Origin of the sequence: Bradyrhizobium septentrionale, assembly GCF_011516645.4 — a bacterium.
GTDB classification, from domain to species: Bacteria; Pseudomonadota; Alphaproteobacteria; order Rhizobiales; family Xanthobacteraceae; genus Bradyrhizobium; species Bradyrhizobium septentrionale.
This window is the reverse complement of record NZ_CP088285.1, coordinates 4325156-4350271: the sequence shown is the minus strand read 5'-3', so window position 1 is coordinate 4350271 and position 25116 is coordinate 4325156. Positions and strand designations below refer to the sequence as shown.

Sequence of the window (25116 nt, the reverse complement as noted above, 5' to 3'; positions counted from 1 at the left end):
GCGTCAGCGCCTGCGTCCCATCGGGCCAGGGGGGGCGTTCAGGCGGTGCGGCGGGCGAGCCCGAGTCGGGCCTTCAACTCAGCGATCTTGGCCCGGCTCACCGGCACGCGATGTGGCGACGGACCGTCCAGTTCAATGACCGCGCCATCGCCCTCCTTCCGAACCAGAGTGACATGCGGTATCGCCACGATATGGCTGCGGTGCACACGCAGAAACAGGCGAGGATCGAGCAGCGCCTCGGCCTCCGAGATCGACCAGGGGCACATCCTCTCCCGGGTCCCGTCATGCACCTTGGTGTAGTGGGCATCCGCCGTCACGCTGCGAACGTCTGCGGCATCGATAAAATGGGTGCCGTCCGCCCCTTCTAGAGGCAGCCGAGGTGCCGGCGGGGCGCGGGGCGGCTGGCCAATTCCGCCCAAGGGGGTCGGCCGAAGCGGCGGATCGGCCTGAACAGTGGCGGCACCCGCCAGTTCGGCTGAATCGGAGCTTCCCCCGGCGGCGCCGGCAATTGCGGTAGCCGTTTTCCGCGGATCAGGCACCAGCGATAGCAGGAAGCCTGCGGCAATAACGAAGCACAGCAACGTCACGACCAGCGACAGCATCTGCGACGACGCCGCCAATCCATCCATGTGGTGATGAGCCCCGCCGCCAGATGGAGCTCTGCATGCCGGCCATCGCCGTGTAGTGCATCCCGGAGACGGCAAAGCCGAAGGCCACCGCGCTCAACATCAACTGGACGCCCCCGTGCCGCGCCAGGAATGCGCGCAAGCCGCCATAGGCCGCGGCGATCGCGATCGCGATCGAGAGCACAACCATTCCCGGAGCGTGCGTCATCGCGAAGTCGCCGGACAGCCCGTGCATGCCGACATAGTGCATGCTGGCAATGCCAAGGCCGAGCAACACGGCCGATGAAACAACGCGGAGCATCGACGGCTCGCCGACGCTGACGAAGAACAGCGATATGCCGACCACCAGCGCACAGATCAGAAAGGAGATAATGGTCGGCAACACCAGATAGACAGTGCCCACCGGCAATGGTGCGGCCAGCATGCCGACAAAATGCATCGTCCAGATGCCGACGGCGAAAAAGAATGCTGCACCCGCGAGCAACAAGCGATGAGCGGAATCCGGTCCGCCGCGGATGCGCGCGGCCAGGCCGAAACCGGTGTAACCTCCCAGAATCGCGATCACCACCGAGAGCGCGACGAGATAAGGATCGTGTCCTTCGAACATGATCGTCTCGGCCAAGCCGTCGTCACGGCGAGGCCTCCTCCCACCGCCGACTTTATAGAGGCGGCGGTGGGAATGACAATCAGACGATTGGAAGGACTGACCTAGCCGGGGATCCCCGCCGCGACCTGGCCGCGCAGGCGCTCCAGGCTGAGCAGCGTGTTGGCGCAGGCTTCGGCGACCTCGATCCCCTTGATGACGAAGTGCTTGCGGAAGAAATCGTAATGCACCTCGGTCTCGTGGAATTGCTGCGGCGTCAGCACCGCCGAGAACACCGGCACCTCGGTGCGCAGCTGCACATCCATCAGCGCCTTGATCACGGTGTCGGCGACGAATTCGTGGCGATAGATGCCGCCATCGACGACGAGCCCGGCCGCGACGATCGCGGTGTAACGGCGGGTCTTCGCCAGGAGCTGCGCGTGCAACGGGATCTCGAACGAGCCCGGCACCTCGAACACGTCGACATTGGTGATGTGGCGCGCCTCGATCTCCTTCAGGAAGGAGATGCGGCACTCTTCCACCACATCGCGATGCCAGGACGACTGCACGAAGGCGACGCGCTGCGGCTTGGCGAAGTGCGGATGCTCCGGCGCCGGCGGAATTGCCGGCGTAACGGGAGCGCTATCTGCTTCGGAGGTTTGGACTTGAGAAGCTTGAACGTCTTGGTCTTGCAACATCTGATTCATGGCTTTCCTCTTTCAGGACCAGAATCAGGGCACACGGACAACGACACGAGCCCACGCGAAAATCGCGTTGACTGCCGCAACCGTTCTCTTTCATCCGGACTGTAACCGTCGGCTTCGGAATTGCACCGAATCTGCTGACCCTTCTCCCGGCTTCGCGGAAGAAGGCGCTCGCGGGCTTGGGCTCATCACCCTTACCGCCGGTGGGGATTTTCACCCCGCCCTGAGAACATCGGCACGCCCGGGATGGACGTGCCTGAGACGAAATATGACCAAACCGCGACAGCCGGGCAAGGTCCTTTGGCATGGGGAATCGGCATGTCCCCATGAGCGCGCCGCGGCTCTTGCAGGGAGGGTGCGAGGGCCCGCAGGCTGATTCACGCGCGCGGCGAAGCGCTTGCAAATGGTTAACAAATCGTTACGCGCGCACCAAGATTCCGATTTGTTCGCAAAATCACAAGTGTGGCGGAGATCAGCTGTGGACGATGCGCGCTTTGGCTGTGGACGGACTCGGCGTGCGGTTGCGCGGATTCCGCAAATCACATCACTTCATCGGCGTCAGGTCCAGGAGCATCCGGAAGCCCGGTCAGGGAACTGCACTCGGCCACGACGCAGTATGTCGCAGGTGCCGGCTTCCGTGTGCGTATCAAGCGATCATAAGAACAAGGTCCGAGACGGCATGTCCCTCCTCGAAAGCATTATCGATTCCCGGAACAACCCGCTTGCGGTGGTCGAAGATATCGCCACCGACAACAACTGGGCGTTCGAGCGTTCCGGCGAAGACGAGGTGACGATCGTCTCCAAGGGAGACTGGATCGATTATCAGCTCTCCTTCACCTGGATGGGCGAGATCGAAGCGCTGCATCTCGCCTGCGCCTTCGACATGAAGATGCCGCAGGCGCGGCGCGCCGAAGTGCAGCGGCTGGTTGCCGCGATCAACGAACAATTATGGGTCGGGCATTTCGACCTGTGGACCCACACCGGCATGGTCATGCACCGTCAGGCGCTGGTGCTGCCCGGCGGCCTCACCGCCTCGACCGCACAATGCGAGAGTATGGTGGTCAACGCGATCCACGCCTGCGAGCGCTACTACCCGGCGTTCCAGTTCGTGGTGTGGGCCGGCAAGTCGACCGCCGAGGCGATGGCCGCCGCGATGTTCGATACCGAGGGCGAGGCGTAAGGGCGTCCGCATGCTCAGTGTCGTCCCGGCCTTGAGCCGGGACCCATACTCCGCGGCCCCAGTGGCTGAGCAAACTGCTTGTGGCTCCCGCTTCGCTTTACTAGAACCACCTGTGGTTATGGGTCCCGGCCTTCGCCGGGACGACGAGCGGTGACACCTGTGAACACGAGCAGCGCACTTAAAAATACCACCGGCACCATCGCGCTTGCGGGCGCGGGCAAGATGGGCGGCGCGATGCTGACCGGCTGGCTCGCACAGGGCCTCGCGCCCGAGCAGGTCGCGGTGATCGATCCGTATCTCTCGCCCGAGATCTCCGCGCTCGCCGTAAAGGGCGTGCGGCTCAATCCGCAGGCAAAGGATCTCGGCACGGTCGATACGCTCGTCGTCGCGGTGAAGCCGCAATCGTTCCGCGACGCGGGCGCCGCGCTGAAGGGATTCGTCGGCCCCTCGACGCTGGTGGTCTCGATCATGGCCGGCACGACCATGTCAGCACTGGAAGAAGTTGTTGGCGGCGCGGTGGTGCGCGCGATGCCGAACACGCCGGCAGCGATCGGCCGCGGCATCACGGTCGCGGTGCCGTCAAAGCGCGTCACCGCCGCGCAGCGCGCCATGACCGATGCGCTGCTGAAGGCAACCGGGCTCGTCGAATGGGTCGACGATGAGAGCCTGATGGACGCGGTGACCGCGGTCTCCGGCTCCGGTCCGGCCTATGTCTTCCTGCTCGCCGAGGAACTGGCCCGCGCCGGCGTCGCGGCCGGCCTGCCCGAGCAGCTTGCGACCACGCTGGCGCGGGCGACCGTCGCCGGCTCCGGCGAGCTGCTGCATCGTTCGGATCTGCCGTTGGCGACCTTGCGGCAGAACGTCACCTCGCCCGGCGGCACCACGGCTGCTGCGCTCGAGGTGCTGATGGCGAATAACGGCATGCAGCCGCTGATGACCCGCGCCATCGCCGCCGCAACCCGGCGCTCGAAGGAATTGGCGAAGTAAAGCATCCACCATCATTGCCGGGCTTGACCCGGCAATCCATCTCACGTGGAGAACGCCGTCTTTCTTGATGGATCCGCGGGTCAAGCCCGCGCATGACGAGTTGGTCGTGCGGACCGCACAGCGCCTTGGCCTGCCTATTGCGCCTGGCCCGAGGTCCCGGCCAGCCGTTTATTAAAGCTCTCGACATTGATCAGGCCGCGGGCGTGGCGGCCTTCGCCGAGCTTGCGCGGGCCTTCAAAGGCCTCGACCTCGAAACGGATCACGCGGCGCTCGACCGCGATCACCTTCGCGGTGGTTCGCACCGTGGCGCCGACCAGCGCCGCCGCGAGATGGCGGATGTCGACCTCGGTGCCGACCGTGACCCAGCCGGGCTGCAGCGCACCGCGGATGGCGTCGCCCGAGGCCATCTCCATTTCGAGGATCATCATCGGCGTCGCATAGACCATCGGCATGCCCGGCACAAAATGCCCGACCGTGCGCTCCGGCGGCACCACGAGCGTGCGCTCGGCGCTCATGCCGATCTTGATGAAGTCGCGTGCGTCCATTGGCGCCTCAAAAAGACTGTCGTCCCGGCCTTGAGCCGGGACCCATAACCACCGAAGCTGGTGGTTGCGAAGGCTGGGGCCCCAGCGAGCGCAACGACTGGCATTAGTGGTTATGAGTCCCTGCGTGCGCAATTGCGCACAAGGCAGGGACGACCCGTGGAGAGATAGGGCTATTTCTTCGCCGCGGCAGCGCGCTCGACGAAGGACTTGCCGCCCTTCATCTTGTGATGCAGCGGCGCTTCATTGATCTGGATCACGACCGCATCGGGGTCGACGCCGAGATTCTTCACCAACGCTTGGGTGATGTCGCGCATCATGCCGAGCTTCTGCTCGTCGGTGCGGCCGGCGGCCATGCTCACGGTGATCTCAGGCATTGGAAGAACTCCCCTGTTATTGTTGACGCGCAACTTCAGCTGACCGGGCTTGGCCGGGCGCGCCATCCTTTTGAAGATGGATGCGCGGGTCAAGCCCGCGCATGACAATCCAGCTATCCCCAGCTCAGCCCCACGTCACGTCATGCCGGGCCAGGACCTCGCGGACCTTGGCGACCAGATCGGTCTCTGCGCAGGAGAACTGCGCGGGACGTGTTTCGCGCCATTCCTGGTTGGAGGCGATCGCGGCCGCGGCCTTGGCGCCCTCGATCAGATCCTTGATCTGCACCTCGCCGCGCGCCTTCTCGTCGGAGCCCTGGATGATCACGCAAGGCGAGTTGCGGCGGTCGGCATATTTGAGCTGGTTGCCCATGTTCTTCGGATTGCCGAGATAGAGCTCGGCGCGGATGCCGGCCTGGCGCAGCTCGGCGACCATCTTCTGGTAGTCGGCGACGCGGTCGCGGTCGAACACGGTGACGACGACGGGGCCGAACCCGGCCTGCGTGTCGAGCTGGCCGAGCATCGTGAGCGCGGCCTGCAGCCGAGACACGCCGATCGAGAAGCCGGTCGCCGGCACCGGCTCGCCGCGAAAGCGCGAGACCAGGCCATCGTAGCGGCCACCGCCGCCGACCGAGCCGAACCGCACCGGGCGGCCCTTCTCGTCCTTGGTGTCGAGCAGCAGTTCAACCTCGTAGACCGGGCCGGTGTAGTATTCGAGGCCGCGAACAACGGTGGGATCGATGCGGATGCGATCCGCGCCGTAGCCGGACGCCGCAACCAGCTTGGCGATCTCTTCAAGCTCGCTCACGCCGGCCTGACCAACTTCACTCTTCGCCAGATAATTCTCTGCCGCAGCGATGGCGTCTTTCCAATCGTCGCGCTTCTGCGTGACGGCGAGGACGATATCGGCATCTGCCGGGCTCAGGTCGGCGCCCTTGGTAAAGTCGCCCTTGCCCTCTTCGCCGCCATCCCATCGCCCGGGACCAAGCAGCTTGCGAACCTCGTCGGCCGGAAATTTGTCGAGCTTGTCGATCGCACGCAGCACCGTGAGTCTGCGACCCGCATTCTCGTCGCCGCCGAGGCCAATCGCCTCGAGCACGCCGTCGAGCACCTTGCGGTTGTTCACCTTCACGACATAGGAGCCGCGCGGAATGCCGAGCGCTTCCATCGTGTCGGCCGCCATCATGCAAATCTCGGCGTCGGCCGCCGGCGTCGCCGAGCCGACCGTGTCGGCATCGAACTGCATGAACTGGCGGAAGCGGCCGGGACCGGGCTTCTCGTTGCGGAAGACGTAGCCGAAACGATAAGAGCGGTACGGCTTTGGCAGCGCGTCGAAGTTTTCCGCGACATAACGCGCCAGCGGCGCGGTCAGGTCATAGCGCAGCGAGATCCACTGCTCGTCATCGTCCTGGAACGAGAACACGCCCTCGTTGGGACGGTCCTGGTCGGGCAGGAACTTGCCGAGCGCGTCGGTATATTCCATCGCCGGCGTCTCCACCGGCTCGAAGCCGTAGAGCTCGTAGACGGCGCGAATCTTCTCGACCATCGCCCGCGTGGCGTTGATCGCGGCCGGGCCACGATCTTCCAGCCCGCGCGGCAGGCGCGCCTTCAGTTTCTGGGGTTTTTTGGGTTTCTCGGCCATGTCTGATGTCGGCTGCAAGTCAGTATTGACTTTGCGCCGGGTTACCAGCCGAGGCCACGGTCGGCAAGCGTCCGGCGCCTCTTACCTCGCCCCGCTTGCGGGGAGAGGTCGGAACGCATCGTCGGATGCGTTCCGGGTGAGGGGGATTTTCAGCGAGTCCCTATGTTGGAAAAGCCCCTCACCCCACCCTCTAAGAGCGAGCTTCGCTCGTCTCGACCCCGCGTGAGCGGGGCGAGAGAGTGAGAGAGGGTGCCTGCGTTACGCCAAGGCACCAATTACTGGACGTTTCTGATCCAGTTATGCGGGTCGTTGGTGCGACCGTACTGGATGTCGACCAGCTTCTTGCGCAGGCCCATCGCGACCGGGCCGGCCGCGCCGCCGCTGATCTGGAAGTCGCCGCTTGCCGAGCACACCTTGCCGATCGGCGAGATCACGGCCGCGGTGCCGCAGGCGAACGCTTCCTTCAGCTTGCCGCTCGCGGCGTCAGTGCGCCATTGCTGGATCGTATAGGGCTCCTCGCGCACCCGGGTGCCGGCATCCTTGGCGAGCGCGATGATCGAGTCGCGGGTAATGCCGGGCAGGATCGTGCCGAGCGGCGGCGTCAGCAGCGAACCGTCCTCGAACGCGAAGAAGACGTTCATGCCGCCGAGCTCCTCGATGTAGCGGCGCTCGACCGCATCGAGGAACACGACCTGATCGCAGCCACGATCGATCGCCTCGGCCTGCGCGCGCAGGCTCGCGGCGTAGTTGCCGCCGCACTTGACCGCGCCGGTGCCGCCGATCGCGGCGCGCGTGTAATTCTCCGACACCCAGATCGACACCGGCGCCGGACCGCCCTTGAAGTAGGAGCCGACCGGCGAAGCGATCACCGAGAAGATATATTCCGCCGACGGCTTCACTCCGAGGAAGACCTCGCTCGCGATCATGAAGGGCCGCAAATAGAGACTGCCCTCGCCGCCCGGGATCCAGGCGCGATCGATCCGCACCAGCTGCTCGACCGCGTCGATGAACACGTCCTCGGGCAGCGGCGCCATCGCCATGCGCTCGGCCGAATTATGGAAGCGCCGGGCATTGGCGTCGGGACGGAACAGGTTCACGCCGCCATCGTCGCGCTTGTAGGCCTTGAGACCTTCGAAAATCTCCTGGGCGTAGTGCAGCACCGCGCCGGCCGGATCGAGCGGGAAATTCGCGCGTGCCTCGATGCGCGCGCTGTGCCAGCCCTTGCCCTGGCTGTAGCGGACGATCGCCATGTGATCGGTAAAGACCCGCCCAAAACCCGGGTCCACGAGCCTCGTCGCGCGCTCCTTGTCGGGCGTCGCATTCGGCGAAGGCTGGATGTCGAAGTTCAAAGTCATTTTTCTTGCTTTCCGCTGTCGGAACCGGCGCAATGTCCGGCGCCGGCCCGTTTCCCCCGAAGCCTCCCGGCTCGGCTTGGCCCAAACTTCACCACCGCCGGCCGTGCGGCCGGTTGCCTGCGCCAACATGCCGTTTAGACATGCTTTTGCGGAATGCTGAAGTCCAGTATGTTTGCCGAAATGCCGCTCGACAATCGCACGGTAGTCCAATTTGCGGCCCAAGCCGCCTCACAGGCTCTTTCAGGCCGCCTCAAACGCTGTCGAAGACAAAACGACCTAATGTTTCGTCGTGATAGGCAGTTTTGTAACATTGAACCCAAGATACGTCAATATGACTGACATAAATTTCTCAGGCATGGCTGCCAAGCCCGATTCGCAGGGAGATGACCACGCTCTTGCGGCGGGCGGCCGCGACCTGCGCTGGGACATCATCGAGCTCTTGTTCTTCGCCTACCGCGACTTTGTCGGCGACGCCGACCAGGAGCTGGAGGCATTCGGCTTCGGCCGCGCCCACCACCGCGTCATCCACTTTGTCACCCGATATCCCGGCCTGAAGGTCGCCGACCTGCTCGACGTCCTGCGCATCACCAAGCAGTCGCTCGGGCGCGTGCTCAAGCAGCTCCTGGACGAGGGCTACATCGTGCAGAAGACCGGCAACAATGACCGCCGGCAGCGCCTGCTCTACGCCACGCCGAAGGGCGAGGCGCTGGTCGGCAAGCTCGCGGGGCTGCAGACCGACCGCATCAACCGCGCAATCGCCGGGATCGATCCGGCCGGTGTGGAGACAGTTCGCCAGTTCCTCCGCGCGATGATCGACCGCGATGATCCCGACAAGGTGCTCGAAGCGATCTTCGGCGTCGGCAAGAAAACGAGGGAGTGAACCTGGTGCAGGCTGCAACCATGCTGCGGACACCGGCCGAGCCGGCCGACGACGCACCGCATCTGCTATTGGTCGACGACGACCGGCGTATTCGCGACCTGTTGTCGCGCTTTCTGTCCGGTGAGGGCTATCGCGTCACGACGGCGATGAGCGCCACCGACGCCCGCGCCAAGCTGCTCGGGCTGCATTTCGACCTGCTGATCCTCGACGTGATGATGCCGGGCGAAAACGGCTTCGATCTCGCCCGCTTCATCCGCAGCTCCTCGACGGTGCCGATCATCATGCTGACCGCCCGCCACGAGGCGGAAGCCCGCATCGAGGGCCTGCAGATCGGCGCCGACGATTATGTCGCCAAGCCGTTCGAGCCGCGCGAGCTCGTGCTGCGCATCGGCAATATCCTCAAGCGCACCGCGCCGCCGCAGGTCGTAACCGTCGAGCAGATCGCGTTCGGCCCCTACATCTTCCACATCGAGCGCAGCGAGCTGCGCCAGGGCGAGGAGATCATCCATCTCACCGATCGCGAGCGCGAGATGCTGCGCATCCTCGCGAGCGCGCCCGGCGAGACCGTGCCGCGCGCCGAACTGACCTCTGGCGGCACCGTCAATGAGCGCGCGGTCGACGTGCAGATCAACCGCCTGCGCCGCAAGATCGAGCACGATCCCGCCAATCCGCTGTTCCTGCAGGCGGTGCGCGGCATCGGCTATCGCCTGGTGGCTTCGCCATAAGATGCAGCCATGAGCACGCTCGACACCGGCCTGACCCTGATCAAGAACGCCTCGCAGCGCGTCTCGAAGGCGAACGGCTGGATGGGCAATGCGTTCAAGAGCTGGATGCCGACCGGCCTCTACGCCCGCGCGCTGCTGATCATGATCGTGCCGATGGTGATCCTGCAGACCGTGGTGGCGTTCGTGTTCATGGAGCGGCACTGGAACACGGTGACGCGGCGGCTGTCGGCCGCGGTGGTATCTGACATCGCCGCGCTGATCGACGTCTACAAGACCTATCCGCAGGACAAGGATCGCGCGCAGCTGCGCCGCATCGCCCAGAAGCTGCAGCTGGTGGTCGACTTCCTCCCCACCGGCGACATGCCGCCGCCGGGACCGAAGCCGTTCTTCTCGCTGCTCGACCAGACGCTGTCGGTGCAGCTCGGCCGCCAGATCAGCCGTCCGTTCTGGATCGACACTGTCGGCAAATCCAACCTGGTCGAGATCCGCGTGCAGCTCGACGATTCGGTGATGCGGATCTTCGCCCAGCGCAGCGCGGCCTACGCCTCCAATTCGGAGATCTTCATCTTCTGGATGCTCGGCACCTCGACTATCCTGTTGATCGTCGCCGTGCTGTTCCTGCGCAACCAGATCAAGCCGATCCTGCGGCTTGCCGACGCCGCCGAAAGTTTCGGCAAGGGCCGCGAGGTGCCGAACTTCCGGCCGCGCGGCGCGCGCGAGGTGCGGCGCGCGGCACAGGCGTTCATCGAGATGAAGGCACGCGTCGAGCGCTCGATCGAGCAGCGCACCGCCATGCTCGCCGGCGTCTCGCATGATCTGCGCACCATCCTGACCCGCTTCAAGCTCGAGCTCGCCCTGATCGGCGAAGGTCCCGAGATCGACGCGATGCGCAAGGACGTCGACGAGATGTCGATGATGCTGGAGGATTATCTCGCCTTCGCGCGCGGCGATTCCGGCGAGGTGGCGCAGCCGACCGACATGGCGATGGCGCTGGAGGAATTGCGCAGCGACGCCGAGCGCCACGGCCACACCGCGACGGTGGCATTCCGCGGCCTGCCGGTCGTGACGGTGAAGCCGGCCTCATTCAAGCGCTGCCTCGCCAACCTCGTTTCCAACGCGGCGCGACACGCCAACACGATCTCGATCACCGGTAATCGCGACCATCGCTATCTCAACGTCACGATCGACGACGACGGGCCCGGCATCCCCGCCGCGATGCGCGAGGAAGTGTTCAAGCCGTTCCTGCGGCTCGACGATGCCCGCAACCAGGACGAAGGCGGCAGCGGGCTTGGCCTTGCGATCGCCCGCGACATCGCCCGCTCGCATGGCGGCGACATCATGCTCAGCGAGAGCCCGATGGGCGGCTTGCGGGCGGCAGTACGGGTGCCCGTGTAGCTACCAGCGATACGACAAGATGCCGATGACCTGACGCCGTTCGCCGGCATAACAATAGCCGGACTGGCAGGTCTGATCGTGCTTGTCGAACAGGTTGGTCGCGTTCAGCCGCATCGTGGCTCCAAGCAAGCGCCGGTCCAGTTTGCCGAGATCGTAATCGATCACGGCATCGAACAACGTTGTCGCCGCATTCTGGAACGTGTTCTGGTCGTTGCCGAAGTTGGTCCCGATGTAACGGACACCCAGGCCAAGCCCGAGCCCTTCGACGGGGACGCCGGACTGGAACGTGTATTTGCCAAAGGCGGCGAAGGAATTCCGCGGAATGCCGGAGAGCTCATTGCCGGTCGTATCGGGATTGCCCTGCGTGATCACCACGTTGAGATGGGTGTAGGCGGCGGTGAGATCGAATCCCTGCTTGAGCGCGAGCTTCGCCTCGAGCTCGACGCCCTTCGATTCGACCTGACCGGTTGCCGCCTGGAATGCCATGTTGTTGGGATCGGTGCGCAGCACATTGTCCTGCGTGATGTCGAACACCGCGGCGGTCAACAGCACCGGAACGTGCGGCATCTGGTACTTGATGCCCGCTTCCGTCTGCGCGCCGGTGGTCGGCTTGAACGGCAATCCCGATGCGTCGACGCCGACCTGCGGGCTGAATGCCGTCGCGTAGCTGACATAGGGTGCAAGGCCATTGTCAAAGACGTAGCTGAGACCCGCGCGGCCGGTAAAAGCGGTCGCCTTCTGCGTTGACGGCACGCCGTCGAGACCCGCGGTCGTCGTCTGCGAGACCCAGCTCTGGCGGCCATTGAGCGTCAGAACGAAGCCTCCGAGCCTGGCCTGTTCCTGAGCGTAGACGCCGACCTCGTCGGTCGACTGCTTGTTGAAGATCGAGAATGCCGGCGTCGCGATGGCCTGGGCGCCGTAGTTCATGGTCAGCAGATTGAGATCGGGAGCGGCGCCATAGCCGATCTTGTCGTTGTAGTAGGAGTGGCCGTAGTCAACGCCGAACAGCGCCGTGTTCCTGATCGCGCCGAGCATGAACTTGGCCTCGGCCTGGTTGTCGAGCGTCACGGTGTTGAAACTATCCAGTATCCGCCAGGCGGAGCGCGACGCCAGATTGGTGCCATAGTCGATGGAATCGATCTGGGTGTATTTCGCGTCCACGTCGACCTGATAGAAGCGGAAATTCTGCCGCACCGTCCACACGTCGTCGACGTTGTGCTCGAACGCGTAACCGATCCGATACTGCTTCTGGTCCATGGCGCTGAAGGCCGGATCATTCGAGTAGATGTTGGTCAATTGTCCGTCAGCCGTGCGGAAGTTGCCGATGCTCGCGGCGGTGCGGCTGGTCTGATATTCGCTCAGGATGGTGAAGGACGTATCGGCGTCCGGCCGCCAGGTCAAAGCAGGCGCGATGTAGGCGCGATCGTCGTCGTTGCCGGGATACCAGGTCTTCGCATCGCGGAGCAAACCGGTCAGCCGGTAGTACAGTTGATCGCTGCCGGGCACCGGGCCACCAATATCGAAACTGCCCTGGTAACGGTCATAATTGCCGGCCTGCAACTGCACCTCGCCGAACGGCGTCAACGTCGGCCGCTTCGTGGTGACATCCACGATGCCGCCCGGAGAGCCAAGGCCGTAAAGGCCCGAGGCCGGCCCTCGCAGGATCGATACGCTGTCGAGACCGTAGGGTTCGATCTTCGGAATGGCGAAATTGCCGCCGCCTTGGCGCAGGCCGTCCCGATAGATCCCGGTGTAGGTCGCATCGAAGCCACGGATGTAGAAACTATCGAACCGCGGATCATAGCCGAATGCCGTGGTCGTGACGCCGGGCGTGTAGTTGACGGCGTCCTTGAGTGTCTGAACGTTGCGATCCCTGAGCTCCTTCTGCGTCACGACGGAGAGCGATTGCGGCGTCTCGAGCAGCGGCGTGTTGGTCTTGGTGCCGGCGGTGCTGTTGGTCGCGACATAACCGGTCGTCGTACCGATCGTGCCGCCTGTGCCTTGCGACCGGGGCGCCTGGCTCTGAACGGGCGCCGTAGCGCGGCGCTGGTTCGCCGCGGCCGTTCGCGAAGTCCTGGCGCGCTGACTTGAAGCGACGGCGCTGCGTTTCCTTGCCGCATCAGGTTGATCCACCGTCACCGGAGGGAGCACGCTTACATTGTTCGGCGGAGCACTGGTTTGCGCCTGAGCGCTGACGACGTTTGCCCCCACTGGCAAAAGCAACACCGAACCGAGAAACGCCGCATTGATCGCAGCCGTTGATCCGAGCAAGCCGCGCTTGCTCAGCGACGAAGCCATTCCCACCAAACAGTCCCCACACTGCCCCAGCTGATCGTGATCGAGCCGCGTGCTCGCAACTCAGCGGGCATCGATTGGGGCGGACTTCTATCGGCGGGTTGAGCGAAATTCCACACGCGCAAAATAGAATCCATTGAAGCGCACACGATGCGAAACACTGGAACGATTCAAGATGCGCAACACTGGAGCGATTCAAAAATGACATGCTGTCGCAGCACACTTGCAGCGCGAAGAATTCGTGCGCGTCTTCGCTTTCTCAGATTGCTCGAGCGCGAGGCACGCAGTGATCGTTCAATGATGTTGATTTTGTCCTGCAATACCCTTGGCATTTTCGCGCGCGATCAAAGCCAGCACCTCGCAAGTGATGCGCGCTATCCATGTCATCGCATCCAACGGGTCGAGCGAACGTGCGCTCGATGTTAGGCTGCGCGAAGCAGCCATCGCTCCTTGACAAGCAAGCTGCGAATTGGATCTCGTTCGCCTTCACCGAGCTTCGGCGGACAAGTCGTTGCTTCAGCGCAAAATTGCTTGGCAATTTTGTCGCGAGCCTCTTGCAATGACGGAGGTGCAAAACGTTCATGGCCCCTCAACATGAGGGGCCATACATTCAGGCGCGCAGCGTCAACCGAATGCGCTGCGCCCTACTTCTGCTTGGGCAGCAGGCCCTTCAGCTTTTCCATGTCCTTGACGTTCATCTTCATGCCGCCGGGCATGATGATGTCACCGGGCTTCTGGTCGGCCTTGCAGGCGCCAAGCCATTTCGCCTCGATGGTCATGGTGGTGTCGCGCGCGCCGGCCGCGCCGCCCTCGGAATGTGAGGTGCTCTTGACCGTGTAGGCGGAATTGAAATCGCCGACGATCTCGGCATGGCTCTGTACCGTCATGCCGGCGACGCTGCAGACGGAATCGCTGACATAGCCGGTCGCAGTCTTCTGGATGTCCTGCTTGGAGCAGACTTCCTTGGCCATCGGCGAGGCCGCCGCGCTCATTTCCTTGTCGGTGGTCTCGTCGGTGCAGTGCTGCATGGTGATTTCCGGCATCGGCCCGCCGGTACGCAGCATTTTCATCTCCCACAGGCCGGGCTTGCGGGTCGGCAGGTCGACGGCACTTGCGGCGCCGGCGGACAGGACAAGGCAAACAGCCGAACCAAGCAAGGCAAGCTGTCGGGTCATGCGGTGAGCTCCCGGCTGAACGATCGGAGGATTTGCCGCGCGCTCAGTAGAGCGTGCGCACCGGCCTCTGGGCCGAGCCGTAGGGCACCCAGCGGCAGGCGAAGGAGATATAGCCGCTCGGATAGCGCTGCACCGCAAGGAACTTCACCACCTTGCCGTAGGAGGCGCAGTGATCGACGGCGAGCTGCCGGGCGTCGGTCTGGGCTGCCAGCGTATAGGCGATAATACCGCCGGTATCATTGCCCTTGAATGGCGGCACCGGCTGCATCCAATCGGCTCGCGCCGGTACGACGGCCAGCATCCCGCAAACGGCAACCAGGCACGCGGCCAATTTCCTTCGCATCGCAGACTCCATTTCGCTTGAAACAACATAGAGTGCGCCGGCCACCGTGAAAAGAACGAGCCGGCGGCTAGAAGTGGACTTCTCCGCAGGTGTTGCCGCGCTGCACTTGACCTTGCCGGGGCTTCGCGGCACCGTCCGCGCATCGGATCATCGGGTGGATTCCCATGCGCAACCTGTTCAACTCCCGCACTAAACTCGGCCACAAGCTTGGCCTCGGCGCCGCACTCGTGGTCGGCCTGCTGGCTTTCGGGGGTACGGCCGAGGCCGCCAATCCGTTCGAGCTGAATTTCTGGCTGTCCGGCCCGCGCTATGACGGCAATGTGGCGCCCTGCGAGAGGGCGCTGAGGGTCATCAGCGAGCAATTCCAGGAAAAGGAAGCCACTTTCTGGAATTCACCGCTCGTGATCACCGGCTTCAACCGGATCCACGAAACCGCCTTCCGCCCCTGGCAGGCCGACAATATTCCGCGCCGCTATTGCTCGGGCGACGTGATGTTGAGCGACGGCAAGGTGCGCGGCGTACACTATTCGATCATCGAGGACGGCGGTTTTGCCGGTGTCAGCGACGCCCTCAGCCTCAGCCCGGGCGTCGAATGGTGCGTGACCGGCCTCGATCGCAACTGGGCCTACAACCCGGCCTGCAAGGCCGCCCGGCCCTGATCTCCGACCAGATTGCTGACAGCAGAAGCCGCCGCCATTCAGACGGCGGCTTTTGTTCTTGAAATGTTCCCGCGGCCTGCTAGGCTCCGGGCGGTCGAGTGAGGGGGCGTTTGATGCCGCGGTTGGTCACAATTTCCCGATTTCTGATTTCGATTGCCTTTATTATATGCGGTGCGGTGGGGGCCTCGGCCCAGGATCGCCGCCAGAATGCGCCGGGCGAGTTCGATTTCTACGTATTGTCGCTGTCGTGGTCGCCTTCGTTCTGCGAGGCGGCGAGCGAGCGCGGCAACAACGGCCGCGGCACGCAGGCCCAGTGCAGCGGGCGGCCGTATTCCTTCGTGGTGCACGGCCTGTGGCCGCAATATGAGCGGGGCTTTCCGGAATACTGCCAGCGGCCCTCGCCGCGGCTCGCCCGCAACATCATGACCTCGATGCTCGACCTGATGCCGGCGCCCGGGCTGATCTACAACGAGTGGGACAAGCACGGCACCTGCTCCGGCCTCGGCGAGCGCGCCTATTTCGAAGCCATCCGCAAGGCCCGCGCCGCGGTGAAGATCCCCGAGGAATTCCTGCAATTGTCGGAGCCGAAGACGATCGCGCCCGACGAGCTGGAGGCGGCGTTCATCAAGGTCAATCCCGGACTCAGCAGTTCGGCGATCGCGGTGACCTGCGACAGCAGGCGGCTCAGCGAGGTGCGGATCTGCCTCAGCAAGGACCTGCAATTCCGTTCCTGCGAGGAAACCGACCGCCGTGCCTGTCGCCGTGATCAGGTGCTTATGCCGCCGGTTCGCGGCGGCTAGAGCCCTCCGCGTTCAGGGCGGGCGCGCGCCGCACGTCGTCGCGCAGCATGTCCTGGCCATCGACGCTGTCATGAAACAAGCGAGATAAGGCGTAGATGCCCGGGACAAGCCCGGGCATGACGAAGTACAACATGCGCTCCCTCTGGAGCGCGGCACAATCATCCCATGAACTACCGTCACGCCTTTCACGCCGGCAGCTTTGCCGATGTCATCAAGCACATCGTGCTGGTGCGCATGCTGACCTATCTGCAGGAAAAGCAGGCGCCGCTCCGCGTCATCGACACCCATGCCGGCGCCGGGCTCTATGACCTGACATCGAGCGAAGCGCAGCGCAGCGGCGAATGGCTCACCGGCATCGCGCGGCTGATGCAGGCGCGACTCTCCGACAAGGCACTGCCGCTGATCGCGCCGTATCTCGACATCGTCAGGGCATTCAATTCGAGAGGCGAACTGAAAGCGTATCCCGGTTCGCCGCTGATCGCGCGTGCGCTGCTGCGGCCGCAAGACCGCCTCACCGCCTGCGAGATCGAACCGACGGCGCGCAAGCAACTGATCGATGCGTTGCGGCGTGATGCGCAGGCGCGCGTCGTTGATCTCGATGGTTGGACGGCGCTGCCCGCATTCGTGCCGCCGAACGAGCGGCGCGGTCTGGTGCTGATCGATCCACCGTTCGAGGCAAAGGATGAGTTCGAACGACTGGCCCGTGCTTTCACTGAAGCGTTCGCGAAATGGCCGACCGGCGCGTATCTTTTGTGGTACCCCGTAAAATCCCGGAGGGCCACCGACGAGCTCGCGCACAGTGTCGCAGCAGCGGCAGCAACAAGCCGGCCTGCCGGCAAATGCTTGCGTTTGGAATTCAGTGTGGCACCGCAAGAAACCGACGGCGGCCTCGTATCCACCGGCCTTTTGATGGTGAATCCGCCGTGGACGTTGGCAGGTGAGCTGAAGATCATCCTGCCCGAACTCGAGAAGCCGCTTGGTCAAGGCGGCGCTGGCCGCTTCAGACTCGAGACGCTCAAGGCTTAATCCGCAGCACCCACTGAAAAGTTCGAATTGATCGTAGGCAACGCGCGCGGAACCGTATTATGCTCATCCTGTTACGACTGGCTTTACGTTCCGCTTCCGCGAATGGTTGCGGCGGAGTGACAAGGCCGAAATAAATCCAGGCAGACCGGCGGCGTGACACCGGCCTGTTCAGGTGGCCAAGCTTCCGACAAGCGAATGTCGGTCAACCGCTACGCGGCGTGCGCGTAGCGGTGGAGCAATACGGGGGAGGAGTTTTCCCGATGGCCATGACTGGGATAGTCAAGTTCTTCAACGGAGAGCGTGGCTACGGCTTCATCAAACCTGACGATGGCGGCCGCGATGTGTTCGTTCACATCACAGCTGTTGAGCGTGCAGGATTGAAGGACCTGACTGAAGGACAGCGCATTACGTTCGAGGTTGAACCGGACAAGAAGGGCAAGGGCCCGAAGGCGGTCAACCTGGTGGTTTCATGAGGAGCGCTTGCGGCGCGCGGCTCGTGATGAACGCCAAATGAAGCGTTGCGTGTGAGTTGACTGCCGGGCGCGGGGCTCGCGCTCGCTGCGTGACCACCTGCATGATGCGGACGCGACTGGCGGTGCCCGCATAACCGACACGTGCGGCGCGATTGGCTTCGCGAACGCGGCGTGCGTGTAGCTGCGCATGATGTCCACGCCATCGGCACAAAGAAAAACCCGACCGCGCGAGGCGCGGCCGGGAGTTGATGGTTGACGTTTTCTTGTTCTCAGAAGTGATAGTTGATGCCGGCGCGAACCAGGCTGAAGCTGTAGCCGTTCGACGCGCCGCCGGTGATCGTGAAGTTGCTGTTGGCGAGGTCGACGTAGAGATACTCGATCTTGGCGCTCCAGTTCGGCGCAAAGCCCATTTCGGCGCCGGCGCCGACGGTGAAGCCCGCATTGGTATGCGTCTCCGAAATGCCGAAGGTTTCGCCGCGCAGCTCGCCGAAGGCGAGACCGCCGGTTGCGTAGAACAGCACGTTGTTGACCGCATAGCCGGCACGGCCGCGCACCGTGCCGAACCACGGATTGGAGAACTTCCAGGGCGCGAACCGATCGTCCGCAGCGGAGCCCTGGATATCGGCTTCGATACCGAACACCCAGGGGGTGCCGTTCTGGAAATTGTAGCCGGCCTGCACGCCGCCGGCGAAGCCGGACGGCTTGGTCGGGTTGTTCTCGACCGAACCCCAGCCATAGCCGATGTTGCCGCCGAGGTAGGGGCCGGCCCAGCTATAGGCGTTGAGCGGCTGATGGACGGTGTAGGGCGATCCGTAGTTGAGGTCGGCCGACGCCGCCGAGGTCGTCCAGCCTGCGACGATCAGTGCCAGCGCACGCGCAACCAACCGGGTCATTGTACTCTCCACCACGCAACTGCCGCAGCCCGCCGGCCAAGGCCAGCGTGGTTACGGAATTCCACTTTTTTCGCTAAGGTTTATCGAGAGTTTTAAGTTAAAGGGCTGTTAAGCCCGGTTACCGGCCCGCTCATCAATCTTAACAATGTGTTACCCACCCGCCCGGATCGGCCCGCGGGGTCGGTAACCTCCTGCAATCGGGCTTGTTTTTCCGGCGCCGCCAACGCTGGCGAGCGGTCGCCCGAGCGCTTAATTTACGGCCCATGGTTCACGATTCTCCCGAACGTCCGACGCCGGCCCCGAAGCCACGGCGCGGTTCAAAGTCCGATCTGCCGCAGGACGATCTGACGCTCGACACGAGCGACGTCGATCCCGAAACCTCCGCAGCCGAGGAGGAGGATGAGGCGCGTCTGCCGGACGCTTCGGACGACGCCACCGAGGCGGTTGCCGAGGGCACGCTCTCGGTCGGGCATGCCGCGATCGAGAACGCGGTTCGCCTCGCCCCGACCTCGCCAGGCGTCTACCGCATGCTCAATGCCGCCAACGACGTGCTCTATGTCGGCAAGGCGAAGAACGTCAAAAAGCGGCTGTCGTCCTATGCGCGGGCCAACGCGCCGTTGCCGGCGCGCATCCTGCGCATGATCGCAGCGACCACGCATGTCGAGATCGTCTCGACCACGACCGAGACCGAGGCACTGCTGCTCGAAGCCAATCTGATCAAGCAGCTTCGCCCGCGCTTCAATGTGCAGCTGCGCGACGACAAGTCGTTTCCCTATATCCTGATATCAGGCGACCATTGGGCGCCGCAGATCCTCAAGCATCGCGGCGCACAGTCGCGGCCCGGACGCTATTTCGGCCCGTTCGCCAACGCCGGTGCGGTCAACCGCACCATCACGGCGCTGCAGCGCGCCTTCCTGATCCGCTCCTGCACCGACGGCTTCTTCGAAAGCCGCACCCGTCCCTGCCTGCTCTATCAGATCAAGCGTTGTGCCGGCCCATGCACGCGCGAGATCGATTTCCCCGGCTACAGCGAACTGGTGCGCGAGGCGACCGAGTTCCTCTCCGGCCGCAGCCGCGCCGTGAAGGAGCTGCTCGCGGCCGAGATGGAGAAGGCCTCCGGCGAGCTCGAATTCGAGACCGCGGCACTGTATCGCGACCGGCTCGCGGCGCTGTCGGCGATTCAGTCGCAGCAGGGCATCAACCCGCGCACGGTCGAAGAGGCCGATGTGTTCGCGATCCACCAGGAGGGCGGCTATTCCTGCGTCGAGGTGTTCTTCTTCCGCACCGGCCAGAACTGGGGCAACCGCGCCTATTTCCCGCGCGCCGAGAAGAGTTTTACGCCCGAGGAGGTGCTGTCCTCGTTCCTCGCGCAATTCTACGACGACAAGCCGCCGCCGAAGCTGATCCTGCTGTCGCACGAGATCGAGGAAAGCGCGTTGCTCGCCGACGCGCTGTCGGTCAAGGCCGGATCCAAGGTCGAGGTCTCCGTGCCCAAGCGCGGCGAGAAGAAGGAGCTGATCGGCCACGCGCTCACCAACGCGCGCGAGGCGCTCGGCCGCAAGCTCGCCGACACCGCGACACAAAGCCGGCTGCTCGAGGGCATGGTCACCACGCTTGGCCTGCCGCACACGCCAAAGCGCATCGAGGTCTACGACAACAGCCACATCCAGGGCACCAACGCGGTCGGCGCAATGATCGTGGCCGGGCCTGACGGCTTCATGAAGAACCAGTACCGCAAGTTCAACATCAAGTCCGAGGGCCTGACGCCCGGCGACGACTACGGGATGATGCGCGAGGTGCTGGAGCGCCGCTTCAAGCGGCTGCTGAAGCCGCCGGAGGGCGAGGCCGCCGCCAAGGACGGCGCAAAGACCAGGGCGGACGACGATTCGTTCCCGCAATGGCCCGACCTCGTCATCATCGACGGCGGCCGCGGCCAGCTCAACGCGGTCAGGGATATTTTCCAGAACCTCGGGCTGACCCAGGTCTCGCTGATGGCGGTGGCCAAGGGACCGGAGCGCGACGCGGGGCGCGAAACCCTGTTCATGCCGGACCGCGAGGCCATCAAGCTGGAGCCGCGCGACCCGGTGCTCTATTTCATCCAGCGGCTGCGCGACGAGGCCCACCGCTTCGTGATCGGCTCGCACCGCAAGCTGCGCAAAAAGGACATCCGCGAGGCCGGTCTGCAGGAGATCCCGGGGATCGGCCCGTCGCGCAAACGCGCCTTGCTGCACCACTTCGGAACGCTCAAGGAGATCGAGCGGGCCTCGATCGCCGATCTCGGCAAGGTTCCCGGCGTCAGCGCCGAAAGCGCCCGCAAGATTTTCGAGTTTTTCCACGCCCAGCCGGGTTAAACGAAAGACGAGTCATCAGGGCGTCGCCTGCGACGGGGCAACTAGGGCATGATGCGGGCAATGTTCCCTCGCGACAAACGCGAGGCGTTTGCGCGGAGATCATGCATAAACAAGGAGCTAAAGTGCCATGAGGATTCGGCGTAATCTCACCGCGCTTTGGCCTGCGCACGGTTGACCTTCTTGCTTCAGCGGTATTGGTAGAACGGATGAACATCGCCACGACCCGGGGACAGCCCAAGACCTTGTCCCTCCCGAATATCCTGACCTACGCCCGGATCGCCGCCATCCCGGTGGTGATCGGCTGCGTCTACTGGCAATCGATCCTGGACGGCCCGCTGTGGCTGCGCTGGGTGGCGCTGGCGGTATTCATCGCGGCGGGGATCACCGATTATCTCGACGGTTACTACGCCCGGATGTGGGACCAGCAGTCCGCATTCGGCCGGATGCTCGATCCGATCGCCGACAAGCTTCTGGTCGCCTCCAGCCTGTTGATGCTGGCCGCCGACAACTCGATCCATGGCTGGACGCTGTGGGCGGCGATCGTGATCCTGTGCCGCGAGATCCTGGTCTCGGGCCTGCGCGAATATCTCGCAGGACTGCGGGTCAGCGTTCCCGTCACCAAGCTTGCGAAATGGAAGACGACGATCCAGCTGGTGGCGATCGGTTTCCTGATCGCCGGCGAAGCGGGCGAGCAGGTCGTTCCAGCGACCACCCTGATCGGCATCGTGTTGCTCTGGATGTCGGCGATCTTCACCATCTACACCGGCTGGGATTACTTCCGCGCCGGCATCCATCACCTCATCAAGGAGGATGAGGGATGAAGCTGAAATATTTCGCCTGGGTCCGTGAACGCGTCGGCAAGGCCGAAGAGATCATCGAGCCGCCGGCCGACGTGCGCACCGTCGGCGACCTGATCGGCTGGCTTGCCGCGCGCGACGACACCTATGCCTATGCCTTCGAGAAGCCCGCGGTGATCCGCGCCGCGATCGACCACGCCCATGTCAAATCGGATGCGGCGATCTCCGGCGCCCGCGAGATCGCGTTCTTCCCGCCGATGACCGGCGGCTAAATCTTATCATGGCTGTCGCTGCCACCATCCGTATCCAGGAAGCCGACTTCGACGTCGCGCAGGAGATCGCCGGCTTGAGCAAGGGCCGTACCGATGTCGGCGCGGTCGTTAGCTTCAGCGGCATCTGCCGCGGCAGCGAACAGGGCGAGCCGATCGCGGCGCTGACACTCGAACACTACCCTGAAATGGCGGAAGCCGAGATTGCGCGTCATGCCGACGAGGCGCTGTCGCGCTGGCCGTTGCAGGGCCTCACCGTCATCCATCGCTTCGGCCGCATCGCGCCGGGCGAGAACATCGTGCTGGTCGTGACCGCCTCGGCGCACCGGCAAGCCGCGTTCGAGGCAGCCGAGTTCCTGATGGACTATCTCAAGACCAACGCACCGTTCTGGAAGCGCGAGGAAAGCGCGCGCGGCACCGGCTGGATCGAGGCGCGCGACCATGACGACGCGGCCGCCGCGCGCTGGACCAAATCCTGATGGCCAAGCGCAGCAAAGTGCCGGCCAGGCGCAGCCCCGCCGCGCCGAAAGCGCCCAAGAAAGCACCCAAGGTCGGCGCCGGCGAGCTTCACACCCTGTTCGATTTGCTGCGCTACGCGGTCAGCCGCTTCAACGCCGCCAAGCTCGTGTTCGCGCACGGCACCACCGATCCGGTGGCCGAGGCCGCATTCCTGATCTGCGAGACGCTGCACCTGCACCCCGACCAGTTCGAGAGCTTTGCCAACGCGCGCGTCACCGTTGCCGAAGGCAGGCAGATCCTTGACTTGATCGAGCGCCGGATCGCGACGCGAAAGCCGGCCGCCTATCTCGTCAACAAGGTCTATATGCGCGGCCTGCCATTCTATGTCGACGAGCGCACCATCGTGCCGCGCTCCTTCATCGGTGAATTGCTGGACTCGCATTTCGGCGGCGATGAGGACGGCACCTCATTGATCGGCGACCCAGAGGACGTCGAGAGCGTGCTCGACCTCTGCACCGGCTCCGGCTGTCTTGCGATCTTGGCCGCCAGGCATTTCGCCAACGCCGCGGTCGACGCGGTGGATATTTCGAAGGATGCGCTGGAAGTCGCCGCGCGCAACGTCGCCGACCACGGCCTCGACGATCGCCTGACGCTCCATCGCGGCGACCTGTTCAAGCCGCTCGGCGTCCGGCGCTACGATCTCATCATCTCGAACCCGCCCTATGTCGACGCTAGCGGCATGGCGGCGCTGCCGCGCGAGTGCCGCGCCGAGCCGAAGATCGCGTTCGACGGCGGCACTGACGGGCTCGATATCGTCCGCCGCCTGCTCGACGAGGCCAGGCAACATCTGACCCCGCAGGGCGGGCTGCTCTGCGAGATCGGCCGCGGCCGCGACAATCTCGAGGCTGCCTATCCGAACCTGCCGCTGCTCTGGCTCGACACCGAGGACTCCGAGGGCGAGGTATTCTGGATCGCCGCCGCGGACCTCTGACCGGCGCGGCCGCGGCCGGGTCCGGATTATTGCGGAGCCCGGCTTGCCGAGCCCGATCTGGGCGAAGCGAAAATCGTGTGCAGTTCCAGCCGGTTCCGAAGATCGCAGGCTCGTCGAATCAACAATGGTGCTAAGGTTGCGGTCCGGGGACATTCGGAGAGAGGGCGCGGGCGCGCGACATGATTCGCATTTCGACGATCTTCATCGCCATCTGCATGGTGCTCCTCGCAGCCTCGCTGGGCTTCGTGCTGTACTCGGTGGCGGGCATCAGCGGATCGGAATCGGCGATCGTGGCGCTCGCCGCCCTCACCTGCCTGATCCTCTACAACGCCGTCTCGATGCGGCTGCGCGACCGCAGCGATGTCGGCGGCCAGATCGCGGATCTGTCGCGCGGCACCGCCGACCTCGCCCGCCAGGTCGCCGAATTCGGCCGCCGGCTGGCCGCGGTCGAAGGCCGCGTCGCTTCGGCCAACTCCACCGGCGCCGACCGGATCCAGGGCATGGCCGGCGAGATCAGCGAGCTTGGCGGACTTGTGAAGCAGCTTGCGGCGTCCGTCGCCCATCATGAGGATCTGCTGGCGGCAGCTCCCGCGGCGCAGCCGGTCGCCTCATTGCGAGACGATCTGCTGCAACCGGTCCCGCCGGCACCGACCGTCGTGTTTGCGCCCCCGCCGCCACCTGCCCCTCCGTCAGCGATCTCACGCAGCCAGACCCAACTCATCGGCGCGATCAGGCACGCCCTCGATGAGAACCGCCTCGACATCTACCTGCAGCCGATGGTGACGCTGCCGCAGCGCAAGGTGCGCTATTACGAGGCCGTGACGCGGCTGCGCGACGAGCGCGACCAGGTCCTTGCCGCCGACGATTTCATCGAGGCCGCCGAGGCCGGCGGCCTGATCGGCCGTATCGACCACATGGTGATGCTTCGCTGCGTCCAGGTGCTGCGCCGCCTGATGATCCGCAGCAAGGATGTCGGCGTGTTCTGCAACGTGGCGTCGGCGACATTGTCCAACCCGGCGCATTTCACCCAATGCCTCGATTTCCTCGAAGCCAACCGCGCGCTGGCGCCGTCCTTCGTGCTCGAGTTCAAGCAGGCGACCTTCCGCAATCTCGGCCCGGTCGAAAGCGAGAACCTCGCGGCGCTGGCGCAGCGCGGCTACCGCTTCTCGATCGACCATGTCACCGACCTCCGCCTCGAGCCGCGCGAACTCGCCGATCGCGGCGTCCGCTTCATCAAGGTGCCGGCGGCGCTGCTGCTCGACGCCAGGCAGAACGCGACCACCGATATCCATCCCTCCGATCTGTCCGACCTGCTCGGCCGCTACGGCATCGACCTGATCGCTGAACGGATCGAGGGCGAGCGCTCGGTGGTCGATCTGCTCGACTTCGATGTCCGGTTCGGCCAGGGCTTCCTGTTCGCCCCGCCGCGGCCGTTGCGGCCGGAAGGGGCATCTGCTACCGCCGAGTCTGCACAGACCAAGCCCCAGGACCTCAATGGCGCCAGCACTTCCGCACCCGTCTCCAGCCCCGCAGCGCCACCGCGCACAACCGGCAGCGCTGCGCTGGCGCGCCGCGCCCTCGGTCCGAACTAA

General features: G+C 64.4%; 26 protein-coding genes, 1 pseudogene and 1 riboswitch. Of the genes and pseudogenes, 15 read left to right on the top strand and 12 right to left on the bottom strand.

Annotated elements, in window-relative coordinates:
• Positions 1–38: 38 nt before the first annotated feature.
• A pseudogene (locus HAP48_RS50470) lies at positions 39–1233 on the bottom strand (MHYT domain-containing protein).
• A 101-nt stretch (positions 1234–1334) separates the two neighbouring features.
• Positions 1335–1916, bottom strand: coding sequence for a 6,7-dimethyl-8-ribityllumazine synthase (locus tag HAP48_RS22430; RefSeq protein WP_166209801.1), 582 nt, complete (start codon positions 1914–1916; stop codon positions 1335–1337).
• A gap of 78 nt (positions 1917–1994) precedes the next feature.
• Positions 1995–2148: riboswitch (FMN riboswitch) on the bottom strand.
• 444 nt (positions 2149–2592) lie between these two features.
• Between HAP48_RS22430 and HAP48_RS22425 the strand changes: the two genes are divergently transcribed.
• Complete coding sequence (locus HAP48_RS22425) at positions 2593–3093, top strand: type III secretion system chaperone family protein (protein ID WP_029081955.1); 501 nt, start codon at positions 2593–2595, stop codon at positions 3091–3093.
• A gap of 222 nt (positions 3094–3315) precedes the next feature.
• Entirely contained in the window at positions 3316–4080 is a 765-nt protein-coding gene (proC, locus tag HAP48_RS22420) for a pyrroline-5-carboxylate reductase (RefSeq protein WP_234583981.1), read from the top strand.
• Between the two features lie 134 nt (positions 4081–4214).
• On the opposite strand, the gene HAP48_RS22415 is transcribed toward proC, so the two are convergent.
• From HAP48_RS22415 to HAP48_RS22400, 4 genes are all read right to left on the bottom strand, one after another.
• Positions 4215–4625 carry a thioesterase family protein gene (locus HAP48_RS22415; protein WP_166209807.1) on the bottom strand — a complete coding sequence of 137 codons (411 nt, stop codon included), beginning with the start codon at positions 4623–4625 and terminating at the stop codon, positions 4215–4217.
• 170 nt (positions 4626–4795) lie between these two features.
• On the bottom strand, positions 4796–4999 hold the full coding sequence (locus HAP48_RS22410; RefSeq protein ID WP_166209810.1) for a tautomerase family protein: 204 nt from the start codon (positions 4997–4999) through the stop codon (positions 4796–4798).
• A gap of 124 nt (positions 5000–5123) precedes the next feature.
• Complete coding sequence (gene hisS, locus HAP48_RS22405; protein WP_166209813.1) at positions 5124–6638, bottom strand: histidine--tRNA ligase; 1515 nt, start codon at positions 6636–6638, stop codon at positions 5124–5126.
• Between the two features lie 275 nt (positions 6639–6913).
• The gene (locus tag HAP48_RS22400) at positions 6914–7993 is read right to left on the bottom strand and encodes a branched-chain amino acid aminotransferase (protein WP_166209816.1); all 1080 of its coding nucleotides are present in this window, start codon (positions 7991–7993) and stop codon (positions 6914–6916) included.
• Between the two features lie 331 nt (positions 7994–8324).
• Between HAP48_RS22400 and HAP48_RS22395 the strand changes: the two genes are divergently transcribed.
• The 3 genes from HAP48_RS22395 to HAP48_RS22385 are packed head-to-tail and all read left to right on the top strand — an operon-like array spanning position 8325 to position 10993.
• Positions 8325–8873 carry a MarR family winged helix-turn-helix transcriptional regulator gene (locus HAP48_RS22395; protein WP_420869887.1) on the top strand — a complete coding sequence of 183 codons (549 nt, stop codon included), beginning with the start codon at positions 8325–8327 and terminating at the stop codon, positions 8871–8873.
• A gap of 20 nt (positions 8874–8893) precedes the next feature.
• Positions 8894–9598 (top strand): response regulator, encoded by a 705-nt coding sequence (locus tag HAP48_RS22390; protein ID WP_371261187.1) that lies wholly within the window; start codon positions 8894–8896, stop codon positions 9596–9598.
• Positions 9599–9607: 9 nt separating this feature from the next.
• Positions 9608–10993: an ATP-binding protein gene (locus HAP48_RS22385; protein WP_166209820.1), complete on the top strand. Its 1386-nt coding sequence runs from the start codon at positions 9608–9610 to the stop codon at positions 10991–10993.
• Here HAP48_RS22385 and HAP48_RS22380 read toward each other — a convergent pair whose 3' ends face one another.
• The 4 genes from HAP48_RS22380 to HAP48_RS22365 all read right to left on the bottom strand — a co-directional run bounded on the left by HAP48_RS22380 (position 10994) and on the right by HAP48_RS22365 (position 14806).
• Positions 10994–13132 (bottom strand): TonB-dependent siderophore receptor, encoded by a 2139-nt coding sequence (locus HAP48_RS22380; protein ID WP_224496543.1) that lies wholly within the window; start codon positions 13130–13132, stop codon positions 10994–10996.
• A gap of 450 nt (positions 13133–13582) precedes the next feature.
• On the bottom strand, positions 13583–13732 hold the full coding sequence (locus HAP48_RS22375) for a hypothetical protein (RefSeq protein WP_166209826.1): 150 nt from the start codon (positions 13730–13732) through the stop codon (positions 13583–13585).
• A 200-nt stretch (positions 13733–13932) separates the two neighbouring features.
• Positions 13933–14463 (bottom strand): DUF3617 domain-containing protein, encoded by a 531-nt coding sequence (locus tag HAP48_RS22370; protein ID WP_166209829.1) that lies wholly within the window; start codon positions 14461–14463, stop codon positions 13933–13935.
• A 43-nt stretch (positions 14464–14506) separates the two neighbouring features.
• On the bottom strand, positions 14507–14806 hold the full coding sequence (locus tag HAP48_RS22365) for a hypothetical protein (protein ID WP_166209832.1): 300 nt from the start codon (positions 14804–14806) through the stop codon (positions 14507–14509).
• A 164-nt stretch (positions 14807–14970) separates the two neighbouring features.
• Here HAP48_RS22365 and HAP48_RS22360 point away from each other — a divergent pair, with 164 nt between their 5' ends.
• Both HAP48_RS22360 and HAP48_RS22355 read left to right on the top strand, forming a co-directional pair.
• Positions 14971–15465: a hypothetical protein gene (locus HAP48_RS22360; protein ID WP_176399227.1), complete on the top strand. Its 495-nt coding sequence runs from the start codon at positions 14971–14973 to the stop codon at positions 15463–15465.
• Positions 15466–15578: 113 nt separating this feature from the next.
• Complete coding sequence (locus HAP48_RS22355) at positions 15579–16265, top strand: ribonuclease T2 family protein (RefSeq protein ID WP_166209836.1); 687 nt, start codon at positions 15579–15581, stop codon at positions 16263–16265.
• Here HAP48_RS22355 and HAP48_RS22350 read toward each other — a convergent pair.
• A complete protein-coding gene (locus HAP48_RS22350; protein ID WP_166209839.1) occupies positions 16240–16398 on the bottom strand; it encodes a hypothetical protein in 159 nt (52 codons plus the stop codon). The genes HAP48_RS22355 and HAP48_RS22350 overlap by 26 nt on opposite strands.
• A 32-nt stretch (positions 16399–16430) precedes the next feature.
• Between HAP48_RS22350 and HAP48_RS22345 the strand changes: the two genes are divergently transcribed.
• Together HAP48_RS22345 and HAP48_RS22340 are read left to right on the top strand one after the other, a co-directional pair.
• Positions 16431–17291 carry a 23S rRNA (adenine(2030)-N(6))-methyltransferase RlmJ gene (locus HAP48_RS22345; protein WP_166209842.1) on the top strand — a complete coding sequence of 287 codons (861 nt, stop codon included), beginning with the start codon at positions 16431–16433 and terminating at the stop codon, positions 17289–17291.
• A gap of 260 nt (positions 17292–17551) precedes the next feature.
• A complete protein-coding gene (locus HAP48_RS22340) occupies positions 17552–17764 on the top strand; it encodes a cold-shock protein (RefSeq protein WP_166209845.1) in 213 nt (70 codons plus the stop codon).
• Between the two features lie 269 nt (positions 17765–18033).
• On the opposite strand, the gene HAP48_RS22335 is transcribed toward HAP48_RS22340, so the two are convergent.
• On the bottom strand, positions 18034–18657 hold the full coding sequence (locus HAP48_RS22335) for an outer membrane protein (protein WP_166209848.1): 624 nt from the start codon (positions 18655–18657) through the stop codon (positions 18034–18036).
• Positions 18658–18920: 263 nt separating this feature from the next.
• Here HAP48_RS22335 and uvrC point away from each other — a divergent pair, with 263 nt between their 5' ends.
• From uvrC to HAP48_RS22305, 6 genes are all read left to right on the top strand, one after another.
• Positions 18921–21008 carry an excinuclease ABC subunit UvrC gene (uvrC, locus tag HAP48_RS22330; protein WP_166209851.1) on the top strand — a complete coding sequence of 696 codons (2088 nt, stop codon included), beginning with the start codon at positions 18921–18923 and terminating at the stop codon, positions 21006–21008.
• Between the two features lie 206 nt (positions 21009–21214).
• Entirely contained in the window at positions 21215–21829 is a 615-nt protein-coding gene (pgsA, locus tag HAP48_RS22325) for a CDP-diacylglycerol--glycerol-3-phosphate 3-phosphatidyltransferase (RefSeq protein WP_029081939.1), read from the top strand.
• The gene (gene moaD / locus HAP48_RS22320; RefSeq protein WP_166209854.1) at positions 21826–22077 is read left to right on the top strand and encodes a molybdopterin converting factor subunit 1; all 252 of its coding nucleotides are present in this window, start codon (positions 21826–21828) and stop codon (positions 22075–22077) included. Before pgsA ends, moaD begins: the two co-directional genes overlap by 4 nt.
• An 8-nt stretch (positions 22078–22085) precedes the next feature.
• Positions 22086–22553, top strand: coding sequence for a molybdenum cofactor biosynthesis protein MoaE (locus tag HAP48_RS22315; RefSeq protein WP_166209857.1), 468 nt, complete (start codon positions 22086–22088; stop codon positions 22551–22553).
• Positions 22553–23524 carry a 50S ribosomal protein L3 N(5)-glutamine methyltransferase gene (gene prmB, locus HAP48_RS22310; protein WP_166209860.1) on the top strand — a complete coding sequence of 324 codons (972 nt, stop codon included), beginning with the start codon at positions 22553–22555 and terminating at the stop codon, positions 23522–23524. Before HAP48_RS22315 ends, prmB begins: the two co-directional genes overlap by 1 nt.
• A gap of 179 nt (positions 23525–23703) precedes the next feature.
• Positions 23704–25116, top strand: coding sequence for an EAL domain-containing protein (locus HAP48_RS22305; protein WP_166209863.1), 1413 nt, complete (start codon positions 23704–23706; stop codon positions 25114–25116).